Origin of the sequence: Kribbella shirazensis, assembly GCF_011761605.1 — a bacterium.
Taxonomy (GTDB): Bacteria; Actinomycetota; Actinomycetes; order Propionibacteriales; family Kribbellaceae; genus Kribbella; species Kribbella shirazensis.
On record NZ_JAASRO010000001.1, the window covers coordinates 5790448 to 5809117 of the forward strand.

At 69.5% G+C, this 18670-nt stretch carries 19 protein-coding genes; 10 read left to right on the forward strand and 9 right to left on the reverse strand.

Going from position 1 to position 18670, the window contains the following annotated elements:
• Positions 1–30: 30 nt before the first annotated feature.
• Positions 31–2181 carry an elongation factor G-like protein EF-G2 gene (locus tag BJY22_RS27935; protein ID WP_167212386.1) on the forward strand — a complete coding sequence of 717 codons (2151 nt, stop codon included), beginning with the start codon at positions 31–33 and terminating at the stop codon, positions 2179–2181.
• Between the two features lie 79 nt (positions 2182–2260).
• On the opposite strand, the gene BJY22_RS27940 is transcribed toward BJY22_RS27935, so the two are convergent.
• Genes BJY22_RS27940 through BJY22_RS27950 form a run of 3 tightly spaced genes read right to left on the reverse strand, consistent with a single transcriptional unit; the run spans position 2261 to position 4832 of the window.
• Entirely contained in the window at positions 2261–3514 is a 1254-nt protein-coding gene (locus tag BJY22_RS27940) for an ATP-binding protein (RefSeq protein WP_167212388.1), read from the reverse strand.
• Positions 3511–4386, reverse strand: a complete 876-nt coding sequence (locus tag BJY22_RS27945) for a tetratricopeptide repeat protein (RefSeq protein WP_167212391.1) — start codon at positions 4384–4386, stop codon at positions 3511–3513. The genes BJY22_RS27940 and BJY22_RS27945 overlap by 4 nt, the downstream gene beginning before the upstream one ends.
• Complete coding sequence (locus BJY22_RS27950) at positions 4383–4832, reverse strand: hypothetical protein (protein ID WP_167212393.1); 450 nt, start codon at positions 4830–4832, stop codon at positions 4383–4385. Before BJY22_RS27950 ends, BJY22_RS27945 begins: the two co-directional genes overlap by 4 nt.
• 63 nt (positions 4833–4895) lie before the next feature.
• On the opposite strand from BJY22_RS27950, the gene BJY22_RS27955 reads away from it, so the two are divergent.
• From BJY22_RS27955 to surE, 6 genes are all read left to right on the forward strand, one after another.
• The gene (locus BJY22_RS27955; RefSeq protein ID WP_167212396.1) at positions 4896–5300 is read left to right on the forward strand and encodes an HIT family protein; all 405 of its coding nucleotides are present in this window, start codon (positions 4896–4898) and stop codon (positions 5298–5300) included.
• A 275-nt stretch (positions 5301–5575) separates the two neighbouring features.
• Positions 5576–6661, forward strand: a complete 1086-nt coding sequence (locus tag BJY22_RS27960) for an MFS transporter (RefSeq protein WP_238350479.1) — start codon at positions 5576–5578, stop codon at positions 6659–6661.
• Positions 6662–6665: 4 nt separating this feature from the next.
• The gene (locus BJY22_RS27965; RefSeq protein ID WP_167212402.1) at positions 6666–7289 is read left to right on the forward strand and encodes an RNA polymerase sigma factor; all 624 of its coding nucleotides are present in this window, start codon (positions 6666–6668) and stop codon (positions 7287–7289) included.
• Positions 7276–7512, forward strand: coding sequence for a zf-HC2 domain-containing protein (locus BJY22_RS27970; RefSeq protein ID WP_167212405.1), 237 nt, complete (start codon positions 7276–7278; stop codon positions 7510–7512). The genes BJY22_RS27965 and BJY22_RS27970 overlap by 14 nt, the downstream gene beginning before the upstream one ends.
• 45 nt (positions 7513–7557) lie before the next feature.
• Positions 7558–8487, forward strand: coding sequence for a 1-phosphofructokinase family hexose kinase (locus tag BJY22_RS27975; protein WP_202891292.1), 930 nt, complete (start codon positions 7558–7560; stop codon positions 8485–8487).
• Entirely contained in the window at positions 8484–9263 is a 780-nt protein-coding gene (gene surE / locus BJY22_RS27980) for a 5'/3'-nucleotidase SurE (RefSeq protein WP_167212408.1), read from the forward strand. The genes BJY22_RS27975 and surE overlap by 4 nt, the downstream gene beginning before the upstream one ends.
• Here the strand turns inward: surE and BJY22_RS27985 are convergent.
• A complete protein-coding gene (locus BJY22_RS27985) occupies positions 9256–10398 on the reverse strand; it encodes an epoxide hydrolase family protein (RefSeq protein ID WP_167212411.1) in 1143 nt (380 codons plus the stop codon). The two genes, surE and BJY22_RS27985, sit on opposite strands and share 8 nt — an antisense overlap.
• Before the next feature lie 62 nt (positions 10399–10460).
• On the opposite strand from BJY22_RS27985, the gene BJY22_RS27990 reads away from it, so the two are divergent.
• Positions 10461–11423 carry a helix-turn-helix transcriptional regulator gene (locus tag BJY22_RS27990; RefSeq protein ID WP_167212414.1) on the forward strand — a complete coding sequence of 321 codons (963 nt, stop codon included), beginning with the start codon at positions 10461–10463 and terminating at the stop codon, positions 11421–11423.
• Here BJY22_RS27990 and BJY22_RS27995 read toward each other — a convergent pair.
• Genes BJY22_RS27995 through pgsA form a run of 3 tightly spaced genes read right to left on the reverse strand, consistent with a single transcriptional unit; the run spans position 11399 to position 14074 of the window.
• Positions 11399–12499 carry a glycosyltransferase gene (locus tag BJY22_RS27995; protein WP_167212417.1) on the reverse strand — a complete coding sequence of 367 codons (1101 nt, stop codon included), beginning with the start codon at positions 12497–12499 and terminating at the stop codon, positions 11399–11401. The two genes, BJY22_RS27990 and BJY22_RS27995, sit on opposite strands and share 25 nt — an antisense overlap.
• A gap of 10 nt (positions 12500–12509) precedes the next feature.
• Entirely contained in the window at positions 12510–13379 is an 870-nt protein-coding gene (locus BJY22_RS28000) for a phosphatidylinositol mannoside acyltransferase (protein ID WP_167212420.1), read from the reverse strand.
• Between the two features lie 2 nt (positions 13380–13381).
• Complete coding sequence (gene pgsA, locus BJY22_RS28005; RefSeq protein ID WP_167212424.1) at positions 13382–14074, reverse strand: phosphatidylinositol phosphate synthase; 693 nt, start codon at positions 14072–14074, stop codon at positions 13382–13384.
• 111 nt (positions 14075–14185) lie between these two features.
• Between pgsA and BJY22_RS28010 the strand changes: the two genes are divergently transcribed.
• Both BJY22_RS28010 and BJY22_RS28015 read left to right on the forward strand, forming a co-directional pair.
• Positions 14186–15136: a hypothetical protein gene (locus BJY22_RS28010; protein WP_238350480.1), complete on the forward strand. Its 951-nt coding sequence runs from the start codon at positions 14186–14188 to the stop codon at positions 15134–15136.
• 64 nt (positions 15137–15200) lie between these two features.
• Positions 15201–15905, forward strand: coding sequence for a hypothetical protein (locus tag BJY22_RS28015; protein WP_202891293.1), 705 nt, complete (start codon positions 15201–15203; stop codon positions 15903–15905).
• A 48-nt stretch (positions 15906–15953) separates the two neighbouring features.
• Here the strand turns inward: BJY22_RS28015 and BJY22_RS28020 are convergent, their stop codons facing one another.
• Entirely contained in the window at positions 15954–16550 is a 597-nt protein-coding gene (locus BJY22_RS28020; RefSeq protein WP_167212427.1) for an HIT family protein, read from the reverse strand.
• A complete protein-coding gene (thrS, locus tag BJY22_RS28025; RefSeq protein ID WP_167212430.1) occupies positions 16547–18568 on the reverse strand; it encodes a threonine--tRNA ligase in 2022 nt (673 codons plus the stop codon). The genes BJY22_RS28020 and thrS overlap by 4 nt, the downstream gene beginning before the upstream one ends.
• Positions 18569–18670 lie beyond the last annotated feature (102 nt).

The window sequence follows — 18670 nt, forward strand, 5'->3', positions numbered from 1 at the left end:
CGGAATGGTGGGTGGACCAGGAGGAACGTCATGGCAGACAAGACGAACACTTCCCAAGGCACCGGAGCCGCGCCAGCTGTGGACAGCCCGGCCGCCATCCGCAACGTGGTCCTGGTCGGTCCGTCGGGCGCCGGCAAGACCACCCTCGTCGAGGCCCTGCTGGTGGCCTCCGGAGTCCTGAACAGACCCGGCACCGTCGTCGACGGAACCACGGTGTGCGACTACGACGACGCCGAGATCCGGCAGCAGCGCTCGGTGGGCCTGTCCCTCGCCTCGCTGCCCCACGAAGGCGTCGACGGCAAGGTCAAGGTGAACCTGATCGACACCCCGGGGTACGCCGACTTCGTCGGTGAGCTGCGGGCCGGCCTGCGCGCCGCGGACTGCGCGCTGTTCGTGATCTCGGCGAGCGAGGGCGTCGACGAACCGACCCGGACCCTCTGGCAGGAGTGCGACGAGGTCGGGATGCCGCGGGCCGTCGTGATCACCAAGCTCGACCACGCCCGGGCGAACTACCAGAACGCGCTCGCCACCGCGCAGGCCGCCTTCGGCGACAAGGTGCTGCCGCTCTACCTGCCCGCCGGTGACGGGCTGATCGGGCTGCTGTCCCAGTCGTACTACGAGTACGCCGGCGGCAAGCGTTCCACGTCCGCGCCCGACCCGTCGTACGGCGACCAGATCGAGGAACTGCGCGGCACGCTGATCGAGGGCATCATCGAGGAGTCCGAGGACGAGTCGCTGATGGACCGCTATCTCGGCGGCGAGGACATCGACCAGAAGGTGCTGATCGAGGACCTCGAACGCGCCGTCGCCCGCGGCTCGTTCTTCCCGGTGATCCCGGTCTGCAGCGCCTCGGGGGTCGGCACGCTCGAACTGCTCGAGGTGATCAGCAGCGGCTTCCCGTCGCCGCCCGAGCACACCATCCCGGACGTGTTCACCCCGCACGGGGTCGCCCGCAAGGGCCTGGTCTGCGACCCCGGCGGACCGCTGCTCGCCGAGGTGGTGAAGACGACGTCGGACCCGTACGTCGGCAGGGTCAGCCTGGTCCGGGTGTTCTCCGGCACCATCAGGCCCGACGCGACGGTTCACGTGTCGGGCCATTTCACGTCGTTCTTCGGTGATCACAACGGCACGTCGCACGGGCACGAGGACCACGACGAGGACGAGCGGATCGGCACGCTGTCGTTCCCGCTCGGCAAGACGCAGCGGCCGGCCGGCCAGGTGGTCGCCGGCGACCTGTGCGCGATCGGCCGGCTGACCCGGGCGGAGACCGGTGACACGCTGTCCGGCAAGGCGGATCCGCTGCTGCTCAAACCGTGGAACATGCCGGAACCGCTGCTGCCGATCGCCGTCCAGGCGCATGCGAAGACCGACGAGGACAAGCTCGGCGTCGGCCTGCAGCGGCTCGCGGCGGAGGACCCGACGCTGCGGATCGAGCAGAACCCGGAGACCCACCAGATCGTGCTGTGGTGCATGGGCGAGGCGCACTCGGACGTCGTACTGGATGCTCTGGCGAACAGGTACGGCGTGACCGTGGACACCGTCGAGCTGCGGGTGCCGCTGCGGGAGACGTTCGGCGGGTCGGCCAAGGGCCACGGGCGGCACGTGAAGCAGTCCGGTGGGCACGGGCAGTACGCCGTGTGCGATATCGAGGTCGAGCCGCTGCCGGAGGGGTCGGGGTTCGAGTTCGTCGACAAGGTGGTCGGTGGGGCGGTGCCGCGGCAGTTCATCCCGAGCGTGGAGAAGGGCGTCCGGGCGCAGATGGAGAAGGGCGTCGCGGCCGGGTACCCGATGGTCGACATCCGGGTCACGCTCCTGGACGGGAAGGCGCACAGCGTCGACTCGTCCGACATGGCGTTCCAGATGGCCGGCGGCCTCGCGCTGCGGGAGGCCGCGGCCGCGGCCCGGGTCTCGATGCTCGAACCCGTGGACCTGGTCTCGGTCCTGATCCCCGACGAGCTGGTCGGCGCGGTGATGAGCGATCTGTCCGGGCGCCGCGGGCGACTGCTCGGTACGGACAAGGTCGGCGAGAACAGGACGCTGGTCAAGGCCGAAGTACCGCAGGTGGAGATCACCCGCTACACCATCGACCTGCGCTCACTGAGCCACGGCGCGGCGACGTTCAGCCGCGAGTTCTCCCGCTACGAACCGATGCCGGACTCCGTCGCGGCGAAACTGGCCTAGGGTATGTCTCTCAATCCCACGCCGTAGCGAGCAGGTGCCCGCCGAGTGCCGCGCAGTAGGCGTGGGATTGAGACATGCCCTAGGGCTTGTTGAGGCGGCGGCGGACGTCGCGGGACTTCAGGTACGCCGCCACGTCGTCGTAGCGCTCGCTCTGGTTGGCGAACTCGATGTACGAGCGGACGCGGTGGAGCCAGTCGAGGGTCGACGGCTTCACCGCGGCGAGGGCGTCGGTGAGGTGCCGCATCGCGAGCGGGGGCTCGCCGCCACTGGACAGCGCCTCGTCGATCACCTTGTCCACGCCGCGCTCGATCAGCGCCCGCAGGTCCGCGCCGCTGAACATCGCCGTCTGCCCCGCGAGTGCCTTCAGGTCCAGACCGTCGGCCGGGACGTCCCTCGTCAGCACGGTGAGGATGTCGGCGCGGGCCGGCTCGTCCGGCGGCGGCACGAAGATCACCCGGTCGAAGCGGCCCGGGCGAAGCATCGCCTCGTCCACGTCCCACGGCGCGTTGGTCGCTGCCAGCACGAGCAGGCCGTCGTTCTCTGAGCCGATCGCGTCGAGCTCCTGCAGCAGTACGTCGACCAGCCGCCGCGCCTCGGACCCGCCGTGCTTGTGCCGCGCGAACGCCAGTGCGTCCAGCTCGTCCAGGAACAGCACGCACGGGCCGTTGGCGCGGGCGCGCTCGAACGCGGTGTGGAGATTGCGCTCCGACACCCCGAGGTACGGGTCCATCACGTCCTCGATCCGGACGTTGATGAACGGCAGCCCGCACTCCCCCGCGGTCGCCCGCGCGAGCAGCGTCTTGCCGCACCCGGGCGGTCCGTAGAGCATCACGCCGCCGCCGGACTTCCGCCCGTACTTCTCGTACAGCTCCGGCCTGCTCTGCGGGAGGATCACCATCCGGTGGATGACCCGCTTGATCTCCTCCATCCCGCCGACCTGGTCGAACGTCGTCGTCTCCTTGACGGCGTCCGCGACGTCGTACTCCGACTCCGCCTCCGGACCGACCTTGATCCGGACGCCGCTGCGCTCGGCGATCATGCCGTCGACGAGCTGCTGCAGCCGGCCGGTCCCCTCGACCACGCCCCGCAGGCGAGCCGCTTCGAGCAGGTTCCGCAGGAGCGCGAGCCGCCCGTTGGCCGCGGCCAGCTCCCCCACCGGCACGAACTGGTCGTCCGGTAGTCCCTGCTGATCCAGCAGGACGACGTACTGGTCGAGCGCCTCCTCGGTCTGGCCGGCCGAGATCAGCGACTCCGCGAGCACGAGCCGCAGCAGTACGTCGTCCGGGTTCGCGTCGACCGCCTTGCGCAGGGCCTCGATCCGGTCGTTACTCATGAGCCCCATTTCCGGTTGGTCCAGCGGCGTACGAGTGGTGGGATCACCCAGGAGTACACGCAGTACCCGAGCCAGAACATCGCGAACGCGAACGACAGCGGTCCCAGGCCGGCTGCGCGGAGGCCGTAGATGACCGCGACCGCGCCGATCCACACCACCAACGGGTTGACCCGGGCGAACGGGCGCAGCGGCACCATCAGCGGATGGTTGTAGAGCTTCGCCTCGCGGGCGGCCGCGCGCAGGTCCTCGTCGCCCGGTTGCGACGCGGCGGCGGAGCGGAGCGAGTCGTACCCGCCGCGCGCGTCGCCGGTGAGCATCGACGCCGTACCGTGCAACGCCCGCGCGTGCGGGTCCTCGGGGTCGTGGGCCAGCGCCTCGGTGCTGTGACGGTGCATGTCCCGGTCCTTGCCGAGCGCAAACGCCACCTGCGCCCGGGCCGCCGAGACGGCAGCGCTCTCCGGCGCCTGGGACGCGGCGCGCTCGACCAGGGCACTTGCCTTCTCGGCCTGTCCAGCGGCCAGGCAGACGTGCGCGTAGCCGATCAGCAGGTCCGGATCGTTCGGGTCGAGGCTCAGCCCCTGCAGGAAGGCCGCCTCGGCCTCCGGCAGCCGGCCTTCGGAGCGCAGTGACGCACCCAGAACGTGCAGCATCGCCGGGAACGGGCCGTGGAGCGCCAGACCGTCCCGCAGTACGTCGACCGCCTCGGCGTTGCGGTCCAGCGTGTGCAGAGCGGCGCCGCGGAACAGGTACGCGCGGTAGTCGACCGCCGCGTCCCCGGACAAGCCCTGGAGTTCGTCGAGAACCCGCTCCGGACGGCCGATCTGTAGCCAGTGCGCGGCCATTTGCAGCCGGGCCTCACTTGGTTCGCTCACAGCACCACCGTCACCAGGAGGAGGATCAGGACCTCGGCGATCGCGCCGCCGATCGTCACCGCGATCCCCACGCCCCACAGGGATCCGTAGTCCGCGCCGCGCAACTGGAACGCACGGTCCATCGGACGCTGCAGCCGGAGCTGCACCAGGCAGCACAGCACCGCCACCACGCGGATGGCGACCCGCAGCGCCGACGTGTCGCCGGACCCGTCGTACAGCAGGACGAACACGCCGATCACCACGAGCAGGCCGGCGAGCCCGGCGAGCAGGATCAGCCGGCGCTTGGCGGCGTCGACGCCGAGGCGGCCCGCGTTCAGGTAGGCGACCGTCGTGGCGGCCAGGACGCCGCCGAAGAACGCGACGTACGTCTGGGACATCAGGCGCCAGGGGCGCACCGACATGTTCACGCCGGCGCCCACGGTCGGGCGCAGGAGTTCGTCCGGCATCGGGCTCCTAGTGGCGGCAAGGATCGGGCAGGAATCGGCTCGCGCAGTGTATAGCCTGTCCCGATGAGCGAGAACTGCATCTTCTGCGGAATCGTGGCCGGCGACATCCCCTCCACCCGGGTCGCGGAGACCGACGGGGCGATCGCCTTCATGGACATCAACCCGGCGACCACGGGCCACCTGCTGGTGATTCCCCGCACCCACTCCACGGACCTGCGCGAGGCGTCCGCCGACGACCTCACCGCCGCGACCCTGCTCGCCCAGTCACTCGTCGGCCGCGTGATCGAGCGCCTCGACGCGGACGGTGCGAACCTGCTCAGCTGCATCGGCGCTGCTGCCTGGCAGTCGGTGTTCCATACCCATCTGCACGTTATCCCGCGCTACCAGGACGACCCGCTCCAGCTCCCCTGGCATCCGACGCCGGGCGACCTGGAGCAGATCAACGCGACGGCCGCCAAGCTCATGTAACACTCTCGCGGCTCATGACACTGCAGGGCTGAACGGATCACCCGAGCCCTGCAGAGGTCGTCATGTCGAACACCACCACCGCAGTTGAGCCTCACGAGTGCCCCGCGCTGCGCTCGAGGGTGAATGAGGGGGCGGCGGCGCCGGTGCGTCGAGCAGCCCCCGGTCGGCGGTCGGCTCTCGCTCGGCGGTCGGCGCTCGGTCGGCGATTGGTGCCGTTGTGGGTCGGGACGTTTCTCCAGGGGTTCGCGCTGTGGGTGCCGGTGGAGAAGTTGTTCATGAGCGAGATCGGGTTCGACGCGGCGACGGTCGGGCTGATGGTCGCCGCGTACGCCGCGCTCATCCCGCCGGCCGAGGTGGCCTCGGGCATCCTCGCGGACCGGTGGTCGCGGCGTGGCGTTCTGATGCTCGCGGGCGTGGCAATGATGCTGAGCGTGTTCGTCGGCGCGGTGAGCTGGAACGTCCCGACGTACATCGTCGCCGCGCTGCTCTTCGGCCTCTACTTCGCGATGTACTCCGGCACGATCGAGGCGGTCGTGTACGACGTGGTGCTCGAGGAGACCGGGGACAGCGAAGCGTACGAACGCGAGATCGGCCGGGTCCGGTTCGTCGAGAGCGTGGCACTGGTGGCGAGCGCGTTGGCCGGCGGATGGCTCGCCTCGCTGTTGTCGACGCGGGCGACGTACTTCCTGACGCTGCCGTTCGTCGTGTTCTACCTGGTCGCGCTGAGCCGCTTCTGCGAGCCACGGCTGCACCAGGCCAGTGAGCGGACCTCGTTGCGGGTGCACCTGTCGGTCACCTACCGCGCGATCACGCATCGCGGGCGGCTCGTCCCGATCGCTGCGGCGTCGATCATGGCGGCGATGATCCTGCAGGCGATGTTCGAGTTCGGGCCGTTGTGGCTGATCACGCTCGAGGCGTCGGCGGTGTTCTACGGACCGTTCTGGGCATTGCTGGTCGCGACTCTCGGTGTCGGCGGGTTGCTGGCGGGCCGGCTCCGCCTCGATCGGCCGATCCCGGTGGCGGTCGTCGTGCTGGTGATGCTCGCGTCCTGCCTGACGCTGACGAGCAGCCGCGACCTGGGTGCGTTGACGGTCGCGATGGTCGCGCTCACGTTCCTGCTCGTGGTGATCGGGATCCACGTCGGCCGGCTGATGCACGACGCCGTTCCGTCGACGATCCGGACCGGGGTGGTGTCCGGGGTCGGTGCGGTGTCGTGGCTGGTGTTCACGCCGTTCGCGCTGGTGTTCGGTGCCGTGAGCAAGCAGTACGGCGTGTACGTGTCCGGGTGGATGCTCACCGGCGCGGTCGCACTCGCCGGCGCCGCACTCGTCTGGGCCCGGCATCGTGCTCCACTACGCTGAGCCAATGGCTGGGTTGCCGGCTGACGACGTACTCGCCGAGCGGTTGCGGAGCGGGGACGACGACACGTTCGCGCTGCTGCTGGACGGGTGGTCGGGCGGGATGCTGCGGGTGGCGCGATCGTTCGTGTCGACCGAGGAGTCGGCCGCGGAGGTGGTGCAGGAGACCTGGCTCGCGGTGATCGAGGGCATCGAGCGGTTCGAGGGGCGGTCGTCGCTGAAGACCTGGGTGTACCGGATCCTCACCAACACTGCCAAGCGGCGCGGGACCCGCGAACACAAAGTCGTCCCGATGAGCAGCGTCGACGACTCCGGCCCGACCGTCGACCCGAGCCGCTTCCGCCCGGCCGGCGATCCGTTCCCCGGCCACTGGTGGGACTTCCCGCCGGCTTGGCCGTCGCCGGAGCAGGGCCTGCTGAGCGGTGAAGTCCGGGACCGGCTCGCCAAGGCCTTGGCCGAACTGCCCGAGCGCCAGCGGTTGGTCGTCGTACTGCGTGATGTCGAGGGACGCCCGTACGACGAAGTGTGCGAACTGCTCGGGATCACGGCCGCGAACCAACGGGTGCTGCTGCACCGGGCGCGGGCGTTCCTACGCGGCAAACTGGAGGAGTACTACCGTGAGCGATCTTGACTGCCGGGAATTCGTCGAACTGGTCACGTCGTACCTCGAGGGCTCGATGGACGCCCAAGCCGAGCAGGACTTCGTCGACCATCTCGCGCTGTGCGACGGCTGCGAGCGCTACCTCGACCAGATGCGCCGGACGAGCGAATCGCTGGCCGAGCTCCCCGGAGACTCCATCGCGACCGACGCCCGGAGCGCCCTGCTCGACGCCTTCCGGTCCCGCCGCGGCTGACTCCCCTCACTCTGGGTACCGGGAGATCCCCGGAAAGGAGTGCTGATGGGCAAGGGTGTGATGGTGTTCGCGCCGCTGCCGCAGCTGACCGTGATGGTCGAACAGGTGAGCGACGAGCCCGAGCTGCACCTGCACGCCGGTGGCCAGGGCCTCTGGCAGGCCCGGATGATCACCGCCCTGAACGTGCCGGTGACGTTCTGCGCCTTGCTCGGCAAAGGTGAGGTCGGGCGCGTCCTGATCTCCCTGTTCGACGACGAAGGGCTGGAGCTCAAGGCGGTCCGCCGCCACGCCGACAGTGGTTGGTACGTCCAGGAGCGCCGCGACGACGAGCGCCACGTGGTCGCCGAGAACCCGGGGTCCCCGCTCGGCCGCCACGACGGCGACGAGTTGTACGCGCTGGCGCTGGCCGAGGGGCTCAAGGCAAGCATCTGCCTGCTGAGCGGTGCGGCGGATCCGTCCCTGGTCCCGCCGGACTTCTACTCCCGTCTCGGCGGTGACCTGCAGCGCAACGGTACGGCGATCGCCGCCGACCTCGCCGGCGAGCACCTGAACGCCTTACTGGAAGCGAAGCCCGCCTTCATCAAGGTCAGCGACGAGGAACTGGCTGACGACGAGCTGGCCGACAAGAACGACGAGGCGTCGATCGTCAAGGCGGCCCAGCTGCTACGGGACCGTGGAGCCGCGACGGTGGTGGTCAGCCGGGCGGAGAAGCCCGCGATCGCGCTGATGGACGACGGCGCGTACCAGGTCCGCATCCCCAAACTCACCGTGCGGGACGAGCACGGAGCCGGCGACTCGATGACGGCCGGCGTGGTCGCCGTACTCGCCCAGGGCGGAGATCTGAAGGACGCCATCCGTACCGGTGCCGCGGCCGGCACCCTGAACGTCACCCAGCACGGACTGGGCGCCGGGCGGGCGGACGCGATCGCGGAACTGGTCAAGCTCGTCGAGCTCGAACCCTTGGAGTCGTCGTGAATCAACGCGTCCTGATCACCAACGACGACGGCATCGACTCCCCCGGCATCCGCGCGCTCGCCCGCGCCGCGGTCGAGCAGGGTCTCGACGTCGTCGTGGCGGCGCCGTCCGAGGAAGCCAGCGGTGTGAGCGCGGCCCTGAGCGCCTACACCGACGACGGCCGGGTGGCGATCACCCGCAAGGACTTCGACGGCATCCGAGCGTACGGCGTCGCCGCCTCGCCGGCGTACATCGTGGTGCTGGCCACCCTCGACACCTTCGGTCCCGCGCCGGATCTCGTGCTGTCAGGGATCAACCGAGGCGCGAACGCCGGGCGGGCGATCCTGCACTCCGGGACCTGCGGGGCTGCCTTCACCGCGGCGGCGTACGGCATGCCTGCGCTGGCTGCGTCGCTGGATGTGCTGTCACCGCTGAGCGCTGAGCGTGGCGGCAACGCGTTGCAGGTGCTCGACGCCGCCGGCGACGAGGCTCATCACTGGTCGTCGGCAGCACAGTACGTCCGGGAACTGCTACCGAGGCTTCAAGAACTGCAAGCCGGATTCGTGCTCAATCTGAACGTGCCGGATCGACCGGCGGACGAGGTCAAAGGGCTGCAGACCGCCGTACTCGCCACGTTTGGTCAGGTGCAGATGGCGGTGGCTGAGGCCGGTCAGGACTTCGTCCGTACGTCGGTCGAGGAGAACCGGGCCCGGGCCGACGAAGGCACGGACCTGGCTCTCCTCACCGACGGCTACGCGACCCTGACCACTGTCCGCGCCGTCGCGGAACTCACGTGAGGCCGGCGAAGAACTCGCGGAGGTCACCCGCCAGGAGGTCCGGGGCGTCCTGGGTGGCCCAGTGGCTGCCGCGGTCGAACTCGTGCCAGGAGACGATGTTGGCGTGATCCCGCTCGGCGAAGCGGCGGAGCGGACGGAAGTCGAACGCGAAGCTCGCCAGCCCGGTCGGCACGGTGGTCGGCTCCTTCGGGTGATCTGCGTGCTTGTCCTCGTAGTAGAACCGCGCAGAGGACGCACCGGTGTTCGTCAGCCAGTAGATCGTCGCGTTGGTCAGCACGTGCTCGTCGCTGCAGCCACTGAGCAACTGCGCCACCCAGGCGAGCTGACCGGTCGGTGAGTCGGCCAGTGCATGCGCGATGTTCTGCGGCGCCTGCTCCTGCAGCTTCGCGTACGCACCCAGGTTCTCGTTGAAGAACTGCAGGAACTGCAGGTATCCCTGCTCCTCCTCGGTGAGATTCTCCAGCTCCGCCGGATCTCCGCTCGGGAACGAGAACAGCTGGGTCACGTGGACGCCGATCACGTGCTCCGGGTCGACCCGGCCGACCTCCGGAGACACGTAGGACCCGCCGTCGTTGCCGTGAGCGCCGTACCGCTCGTAACCGAGGCGGCGCATCAGCTCGGCCCAGGCCGCCGCGACCCGGTACCTGTTCCAGCCGCGGTCCCTGGTGTGACCCGAGAAGCCGAAGCCCGGGACGGTCGGGATCACCAGGTGGAACGCCTGCTCGCCGTCCTTCGGGTTCGTGAGCGGCTCGATCAGGTCGACGTACTCGAGCGACGTGTTCGGCCAGCCGTGCGTGAGAATCAGCGGGATCGCGTCCGGGTCGGCCGACCGGACGTGGAAGAAGTGCACGTTCTGGCCGTCGATCTCGGTCACGAACTGCGGGTAGGAGTTCAGGCGCTCCTCCCACCTCCGCCAGTCGTACGAGGTCAGCCACTGCTTCGTCAGGCGCCGCACGTAGGACAGCGGCACGCCGTACTCCCACTCCGGCGGCAGCGGCCCGGTCTGGACAGCGCCGGCGTAGTCGATCTCGAGCTCGTTCGCCCACCGGGTGCGGGCGAGGCGGTCCCGCAGGTCGTCGAGGTCGGCCTGCGGTACGTCGATGCGGAAGGGTCGGATCTCCGTGCTGTTCGTCATGTCTTCACGCTAGAAGGTCATTAGGCGAATTAGCTTCCTAATGGTCTGCCAGACTTTCCACCATGATCGAGACCTCGGCGCGGCTGCTGAAGCTGCTGACGTTGCTGCAGTCGCCACGCGACTGGACCGGTGCCGAGCTGGCCGAGAAGTTGCAGGTCAGCCCGCGCACCGTGCGAAGTGACGTCGAGCGGCTGCGGTCGCTCGGCTATCCGGTGGACGCGACCCGCGGCTCCGTGGGCGGCTACCGGCTGGGTGCGGGTGCTGCGCTGCCACCACTGCTGCTGGACGACGACGAGGCCGTGGCCGTCGTGATCGGGCTGCGGAAGGTCGCCGGTATCGCCGGTGTAGAGGAAATGTCGTTGCGAGCGCTGAGCAAACTGGAGCAGGTGCTGCCGTCGCGGCTGCGCCGGCGCGTCAACACGTTGGCCAGTTACACCGTGCAGGTCCCGCCGGACGAGCAGGGTCCGCAGGTCGACCCAGAGTTGCTGACGCAACTGGCCGGGCTCTGTCGCGACCGGGAGCAGCTGCGGTTCGATTACCTGGCCCACGGCGGCTCGGAGACGCTGCGGCGAGTGGAGCCGCACCGGCTGGTGAACTGGGGTCGCCGCTGGTACCTGGTCGCCTTCGACCTGGACAGGGACGACTGGCGGACGTTCCGGGCGGATCGGATGCGGCCGCGGATACCGACCGGTCCGCGGTTCCCGCCGCGAGCCTTGCCGGCGGACGGCGATGTCGCCGCGTACGTGTCCCGCCGGGTGTCGGCTGCTGCCTGGCGGTACGAGGCGTCGGTGGAGGTCGCGGTACCCGCAGCTGTTCTTGCGGAGCGATTGACGCCTGCTGTCGGAGTGGTCGAGCTGATCGACGAGAAGCGGTGTCTGCTGCGGACGGGATCCGACAGCGTGCAGAGCCTCGCGGTGCATCTCAGCCTGCTCGACGCGGATTTCGTCGTACGGGAGGGTCCCCCGGAGCTGACGGCGTACCTCGAGCGGCTGGCCGAGCGTTATCGGCGGGCGACGAGTTCGTAGACGGACAGGATCTCAGGTAGCAGGACCGACCAGTCATACTTCGGTACGGCGGCCAGCCCGGCGGACCGGAGGCGCTCGCGCTCGTCGGGACGGCGCAACAGCCGCAGGGCACGCGCCGCGAGCTCACCGGCGTCGCCCCGCGGGAACAACTCCCCCAGCTGTCCACCTTCCAGCACCTGCCGGAACGCGGGCAGGTCGCTCGCGAGCACCGGTGCGCCCGCGGCCATCGCCTCCAGCAGGACGATGCCGAAACTCTCCCCGCCGAGGTGCGGAGCGACGTACAGATCCGACCCGGCGAGCATGTCGGCGCGGGCCTCGTCGTCGACCGCGCCGAGGAAGAGGACGTTGTCGTGGTACCGGGCCGGTAGCGACTGCCGCGCCTCCTCGGCCTGCCCTGATCCGGCCACCAGCACCTTCAGCCGCGGACGCTCGGCCAGCACCGCGGGTACGGCGTCCAGCAGTACGCCGAGGCCCTTGCGCGGCTCGTCCAACCGTCCGAGGAAACTGATCGTCCCGTCCGCACCCATCCACTCCGGGCGAGGACTGCCCTTGAAGCGGGCGGTGTAGAGGCCGTTCGGGATCACCACCGCCTCACCGCCGATGTGCTGCACCATCATCGAGCGGGCGTTCTCGGACACCGCGATCCGGGCGTCGATCTTCTCCAGCGCCGGGCGCAGCAGACTCGACGCCACGCTCATCGCCCGGGACCGCACCTGCCAGGTGTGGAACGTCGCGACGAACGGCCCGTCGGCGGCCCAGAGCGCGATGATCGACGCGCTCGGTGTGGTCGGCTCGTGCACGTGGACGACGTCGAAGTCCCCCTCGGCGAGCCAGCTCTTCACCCGGCCCGCCGTCCGCGGACCGAACGTCACCCGCGCGACCGAGCCGTTGTACGGCACCCCCACGGCCCGGCCGGACGAGACGACGTACGGCGGGACGGTGCCGGAGTCGTCGACCGGCGCGAGCACCGAGACCTCGTGGCCGAGCGACAGCAGGGCCTCGGCGAGGTCGCGGACGTGGTTCTGCACCCCGCCGGGCGTGCCCAGCGAGTACGGGCACACGACACCGATCCTCACGGGACGATTGTCACTCGTCCAGGAAGATCCTCTGCAGCATGTGCCAGTCCTGCGGGTGCTCGGCGATCCCGGCGGCGAACGCGTCCGCGCAGCGCTGGGTCATCACCGCCGCCCCGCCGTCGGAGTCGACCGCGTCGTGGAACGTGATCACCAGGTGCCGGCCTTCGTAGTGCAGCGTCGCCGGGATCAAGGGCGCGCCGGTCTTGAGACTCAGGGCAGCGGGCCCGGCCGGCATCCGGGACGGCCGGCCGAAGAACGTCACGGGGACACCGCGCTCGGACAGGTCCCGGTCGGCCACGAGGCAGACGAATCCGCCGTCCCGCAGACGGTCCGCCAGGACGGCGGTGACGTCGCCGTCACCACCTGTGAGCGGGAGGACCTCCATGCCGAGCTTCTTGCGGTAGGCGATGAAGCGATCGAACAGCGACTCCGGTTGCAGCCTCTCGGCCACCGTCGACACCGGCATCCCGGTCAGGCCCGCCCAGGCGCCCGCGTGGTCGTAGTTCGCCAGGTGCGGCAGCGCGCAGATGACACCGTTTCCGGCGGCGTACGCGTCCCGCAGCAGCTTCTCGTTGACGGTCCGCACCCGGCTGACGATCTCGGCGTCCGACCACTCCGGCAGCCGGAACGCCTCCTGCCAGTAGCGCAGGTACGAGCGCAGTCCGGCGAGGGTGAGCGCGTCCAGCTCGGTCTCGCCGGCTTCCGGGCGTACTGCGGCCAGGTTTCCGCGCAGGCGCCGTACGCCGCGGCCGTTGCGGCGGTAGGTACGGTCGGCGGCCAACTGGAACAGCCACGTGACCGTCCGCTCGGGCAGGCGTCGTACGAGAGTCCAGGCGAGTGCGAAGGCCAGGTCGACCGCCCGGTGCCGGAGACCGTCCATCGTCAGTCGTTCTTCGGCTCCGCCGGTGGGGTTGTCGGTGGGGTTGGCGGTGTGGCGGGTGGCGTGTCGAGGCCGGCGTTGCCCGGGTCGGCCAGGACCTGCTTGCGCACATTGAGCGAGCGCTGAACCACGGTGATCGTGCTCGCCGCGGCGACGTACCAGATCACGATCTGCAGCAGGATCGGGAGGTTCAGCACGTCGGAGAAGAACGCGAGGACCAGCGTGAACACCAGCCGGTCGGCGCGCTCGGCCAGACCGCCGCTCGCCTTCAGGCCGAGGCTCTCGGCCTTCGCCCGCGCGTACGACGTCACCGCGCCCATCACCAGGGCCCACAGGGTCACCGCGGCCATCAGGGTCGAGTCGCCGGCCTGCGAGTTCGCGTAGTACATCACCAGGCCGCCGTAGACCGCGCCGTCGGCGATCCGGTCCAGCGTCGAGTCGAGGAACGAGCCCCACTTCGACGACGTGCCCGAGGTCCGGGCCATGTGGCCGTCGATCAGGTCGGAGAACACGAAACAGGTGATGACGACCACGCCCAGCCACAGGTGGCCGCGCGGGAAGAAGATCAGCGCTCCGGCGGACACACCAATGGTGCCCACCAGTGTGACCACGTCGGCGCTCACGCCGAGCTTGAGCAGGAGGGTGGCGATCGGCGTGATCACCTTGGTCCAGAACTGCCGGAATCTGTTAAGCATGGCGACGCGATCGTAGTCCAGAGGGATCACCATCCGGTGACAAGGCGCTCCTTCCGTCCTGCGCCGGGCCCGGTTGCGCGCCATGCTGGAGCCAGTGAGGAGGTGGCTTGCATGCAGCGGAGGACGCTGGTGGGCACGCTCGTCCTCCTCCTGGGTGCCAGCGGGTGCACAGTCGCCCAGCGCGCGAACGGCACTGCGCCGGACCCCGTGCGGCCCTCCACGATCGTCCCCACCGCGGTCGCTCCCCCACAGGCCGAAGGCCTCGACGGTACGGCGGGAGCACCCGGACCGCAGGTGTGTACGGCGATCACGCGCCGGCTGACCGCCGAACTCCGGGTCCCCGTCACCGCGAAACCCAACTCCTGGAACGACGGCGGCCTGCCGGCGCTGGACCTGTGCACACTCCTCGTCGGCGGCCGGGCGGTCACGATCGGCGTGAGCGCGCTGCCGAGCCAGCCGGACTCGCTCAGCCGGCTCATGCGCGGCGCCGGAGCCGTCGGATCGGTACCGGAACTCGGGCCCGACGCACTGATCGCCGACTCCCGGCTCGTGTTCCACGCCGGCGATCGCGCGGTCCGGGTCACACCGCTGGGCGGGCTCGGCCGCGGTACGGCGAGCGGGATCGACCGGGCGAAGGCCGTAGCGGTCGCGGTGGCCGCGCGGGACGCCGTACCGAGGAATCTGCGCCCTGCGCGGCAGACGGACGAGACGTGCCAGCTGTCGAACTCGGTGGCGGAGCGGTTCGTCCGGTTGCACGTCCAGCTGCGGAGGGACTACCGGGTGAAGGGCGCGCTGACCTGCATCTGGGGGACGTTCGACGCGACGGTGGCGATCGTCGAGGCCTTCGACCAGGCGTCGATCCCAGAAGCGCAGCGGGTCCCGCCGCCGCGGCTCGCACCGATCGGTCAGCCCGGCTACTACCTTCCGGAATCAGGCGAGCTCGTCTTCCGCCAGGGCCGCCGGGTGGTCCGCGTGACCGCCCTGACCAACCCACCGCGCGAGGTCACGCTCGCCACCCTGACACACCTCGTCGACCCGATGCTGCCCCTCTTCCTGCGGTGAACTCCATCGCCGAACTTTCTGGTCCAGTCCGGCATCCAACCAGCATCGATCATCATCATTGGGGGTGGTGTGGCCGGCCAACCTCGTCCGGCTCAGCAGTACCTGGTTCAAAGGCCCGGGCGAGGAGAATCCCGAGATCGGCCACAACGGACTGGTCGTCGACACGGAGAACACGCTGTACGACGGCCAGTACGCGGTCGTCAGCGACGGCATCGCCGCGCATTGGGAGCGGATCGGCGGCGGTTGGGGCGGCTACCGGGCCGTGGAACGCTCGCAGGTGTTGCTGACGTCCACGACCGAGCGGCAGACCGCGTACGGCCTGGCGCCGGACGGCACGCTGCACCGCTGGAACCTGATCCCCAACGGCGGTCGGCAGATCTGGAGGGCAAGCGGCATCGCCAGTGGCTACGCAGGTGTGAAGAGCATGGCGCTGATCAGCCAGACGAAGACCTACGACACCTTCCTGATGAACGCCCGGGACGGCGCGCTGCTGACCGTTCACATCCCGACCACCTCACCGATGAAGCCGATCGTCAAGAGGGTCCGGACGTCGACCTGGCAGGTCTTCGAGTCGATGATGGGCGCCCGCTGCGGCAATTACGGCACCTTGCTCCTCGGCATCGACAAGGACACCGGGGCCGGCTATCTGTACGCCGTCGGCCACGGGGCGACCGTCATTCAAGGGCTCGGCAAGGTGCCCGGCACGTTCCCCGATCCGGTGAACTTCGCCTGGCACAACTACTCCGACCCGAAGCTCTTCGGCGAGTAGCGATCATCGCCCCGTCCCGTTTCGCCACGGGGTGGGGCGGTTCGTTGCCTACGGCCAGGACTTCGCGAGGAGGGCTCGGGTGTCGGAGAGGAGTTGGGGCAGGACCTTGGTGTGGGCGATGGTGGGCATGAAGTTCATGTCGCCGCTCCAGCGGGGTACGACGTGCTGGTGCAGGTGGGCCGCGATGCCGGCGCCGGCGATCTCGCCCTGGTTCATGCCGATGTTGAAGCCGTGGGCGGCCGACACCGCGCGGATCGCCTGCATCGCCTGCCTGGTCAGGGTTGCGACGTCGGCGACCTCGGCGTCGGTCAGTTCGGTGTAGTCGGCGACGTGCCGGTAGGGCACGACCATCAGGTGGCCCGGGTTGTACGGGTAGAGGTTCAGGACGGCGTACGCCGCCTCGCCCCGGTGCACGATCAGCGCGTCGGTGTCCGGCAGGCTGGGCAGCCGGCAGAACGGGCAGCCCGAGCCGGCCTCGGAGCTGGTCGGCTTGTTCTCGCCCTCGATGTAGGCCATCCGGTGCGGCGTCCACAGCCGCAGGAACGGGTCGGGCACCCCGACCCCGTCCTGCTGCGACAGTTCCTCCGGGACGTACGGCGACTCCGGTACGTCGGCAGCGGACGGGTGATCGGGGCGTTCCGTCATACCTGCGTGCGCTTCTCGACGGCCTCGACGATCTCGGCGACCGCGTCGGCGATCGGTACGCCGTTCTTCTGCGAGCCGTCGCGGTACCGGAACGAGACCGAGCCGCCGGCCATGTCGTCGTCGCCGGCGATCAGCATGTACGGGACCTTGGCCTTCTGGGCGTTGCGGATCTTCTTCTGCATCCGGTCGTCGGACGCGTCGACCTCGACCCGGATCCCCTGCGCCTTCAGCTGCTTGGCGACCTCGAACAGGTAGTCGACATGCCCGTCGGTGACCGGGATGCCGATCACCTGGACCGGCGCCAGCCAGGGCGGGAACGCGCCGGCGTAGTGCTCGGTCAGCACCGCGACGAACCGCTCGATCGAGCCGAACAGGGCCCGGTGGATCATCACCGGCCGCTGACGTGTTCCGTCCGGAGCCGTGTACTCCAGCTCGAACCGCTCCGGCAGGTTGAAGTCCAGCTGGATCGTCGACATCTGCCAGGTCCGGCCGATCGCGTCCTTCGCCTGGACGGAGATCTTCGGGCCGTAGAACGCCGCGCCGCCCGGGTCCGGGACCAGCTCGAGACCGGAGCCCTCGGCGACCTCCCGCAGCGTCTCGGTGGCCTCCTCCCAGACCTCGTCGGAGCCGACGAACTTGTCCGGGTTCTTGGTCGAGAGCTCGAGGTAGAAGTCGTCCAGGCCGTAGTCGGCGAGCAGACCGAGCACGAACGTCAGCAGGTTGCGCAGCTCGTCGCGCATCTGCTCACGGGTGCAGTAGATGTGCGCGTCGTCCTGCGTGAAGCCGCGGGCCCGGGTCATGCCGTGCACGACACCGGACTTCTCCATCCGGTACACCGTGCCGAACTCGAACAGCCGCAACGGCAGCTCCCGGTACGACCGGCCGCGGGCCGCGAAGATCAGGTTGTGCATCGGGCAGTTCATCGGCTTCAGGTAGTAGTCCTGGCCCTGCTTGCGGATCTGCCCGTCCGCCCCGCGCTCCTCGTCGAGGTGCATGGGCGGGTACATGCCGTCGGCGTACCAGTCCAGGTGGCCGGAGGTCTCGAACAACTGCCCCTTGGTGATGTGCGGCGAGTAGACGAACTCGTAGTCGTCCTCGACGTGCCGCCGGCGGGAGTAGTCCTCCATCACCTTCCGCAGGACGCCGCCCTTCGGGTGGAACACCGCGAGCCCGGAGCCGATCTCGTCCGGGAAGCTGAACAGGTCCAGCTCGGTGCCGAGCTTGCGGTGGTCGCGCTTGGCGGCCTCCTCCAGGCGGGTCAGGTACGCCTTCAGCTCGTCGCGTGACTCCCAGGCGGTGCCGTAGATCCGCTGGAGCTGCGGGTTCTTCTCGCTCCCCCGCCAGTACGCCGCCGCCGTACGCATCAGCTTGAAGTTGCCGAGGTACCCCGTCGCGGGCACGTGCGGCCCGCGGCACAGGTCCTTCCAGGCGACGCTGTCGTCACGCCGGACGTTGTCGTAGATGGTCAGCTCGCCGCCGCCGACCTCCACCGAAGCGCCCTCGGCCGCGTCCGCGGCGGAACCCTTGATACCGATCAGCTCGAGCTTGTACGGCTCGCTCGCGAGCTCGGCGCGCGCGTCGTCGTCGGAGACCACCCGGCGGCTGAACCGCTGCCGCTCCTTGATGATCTGCTGCATCTTCTTCTCGAGCTTGGTCAGGTCCTCCGGCGTGAACGGCGTCGGTACGTCGAAGTCGTAGTAGAACCCGTTCTCGACCGGCGGGCCGATGCCGAGCTTGGCCTCCGGGAAGATCTCCTGCACCGCCTGCGCGAGGACGTGCGCGGTCGAGTGCCGGATGATCGCGCGGCCGTCCTCCGACGACGCCTTGACCGGCTCGATCTCGTCACCGTCGGCGACCACCCGGGACAGGTCCCGCAGCTCACCGTTGACGCGGGCGGCGATGGCGGAGCGGTCCTGGCCGAAGATTCCGGCGAACAGCTCCCCGATCGTCGTCGTCTCGGTCACACTCCGCTCAGCCTCGCCCTCGACGCCGATCAGGTGGACCTTGACTTCCGACACGTGCACTCCTCAGGTCTCGACCAGCCGTTTGCCGGTCACCGACAGATGGTATCGACTCACCTGACGAAAGTAGGGGTCGGGACCAGACGGTCGTCCGATGCG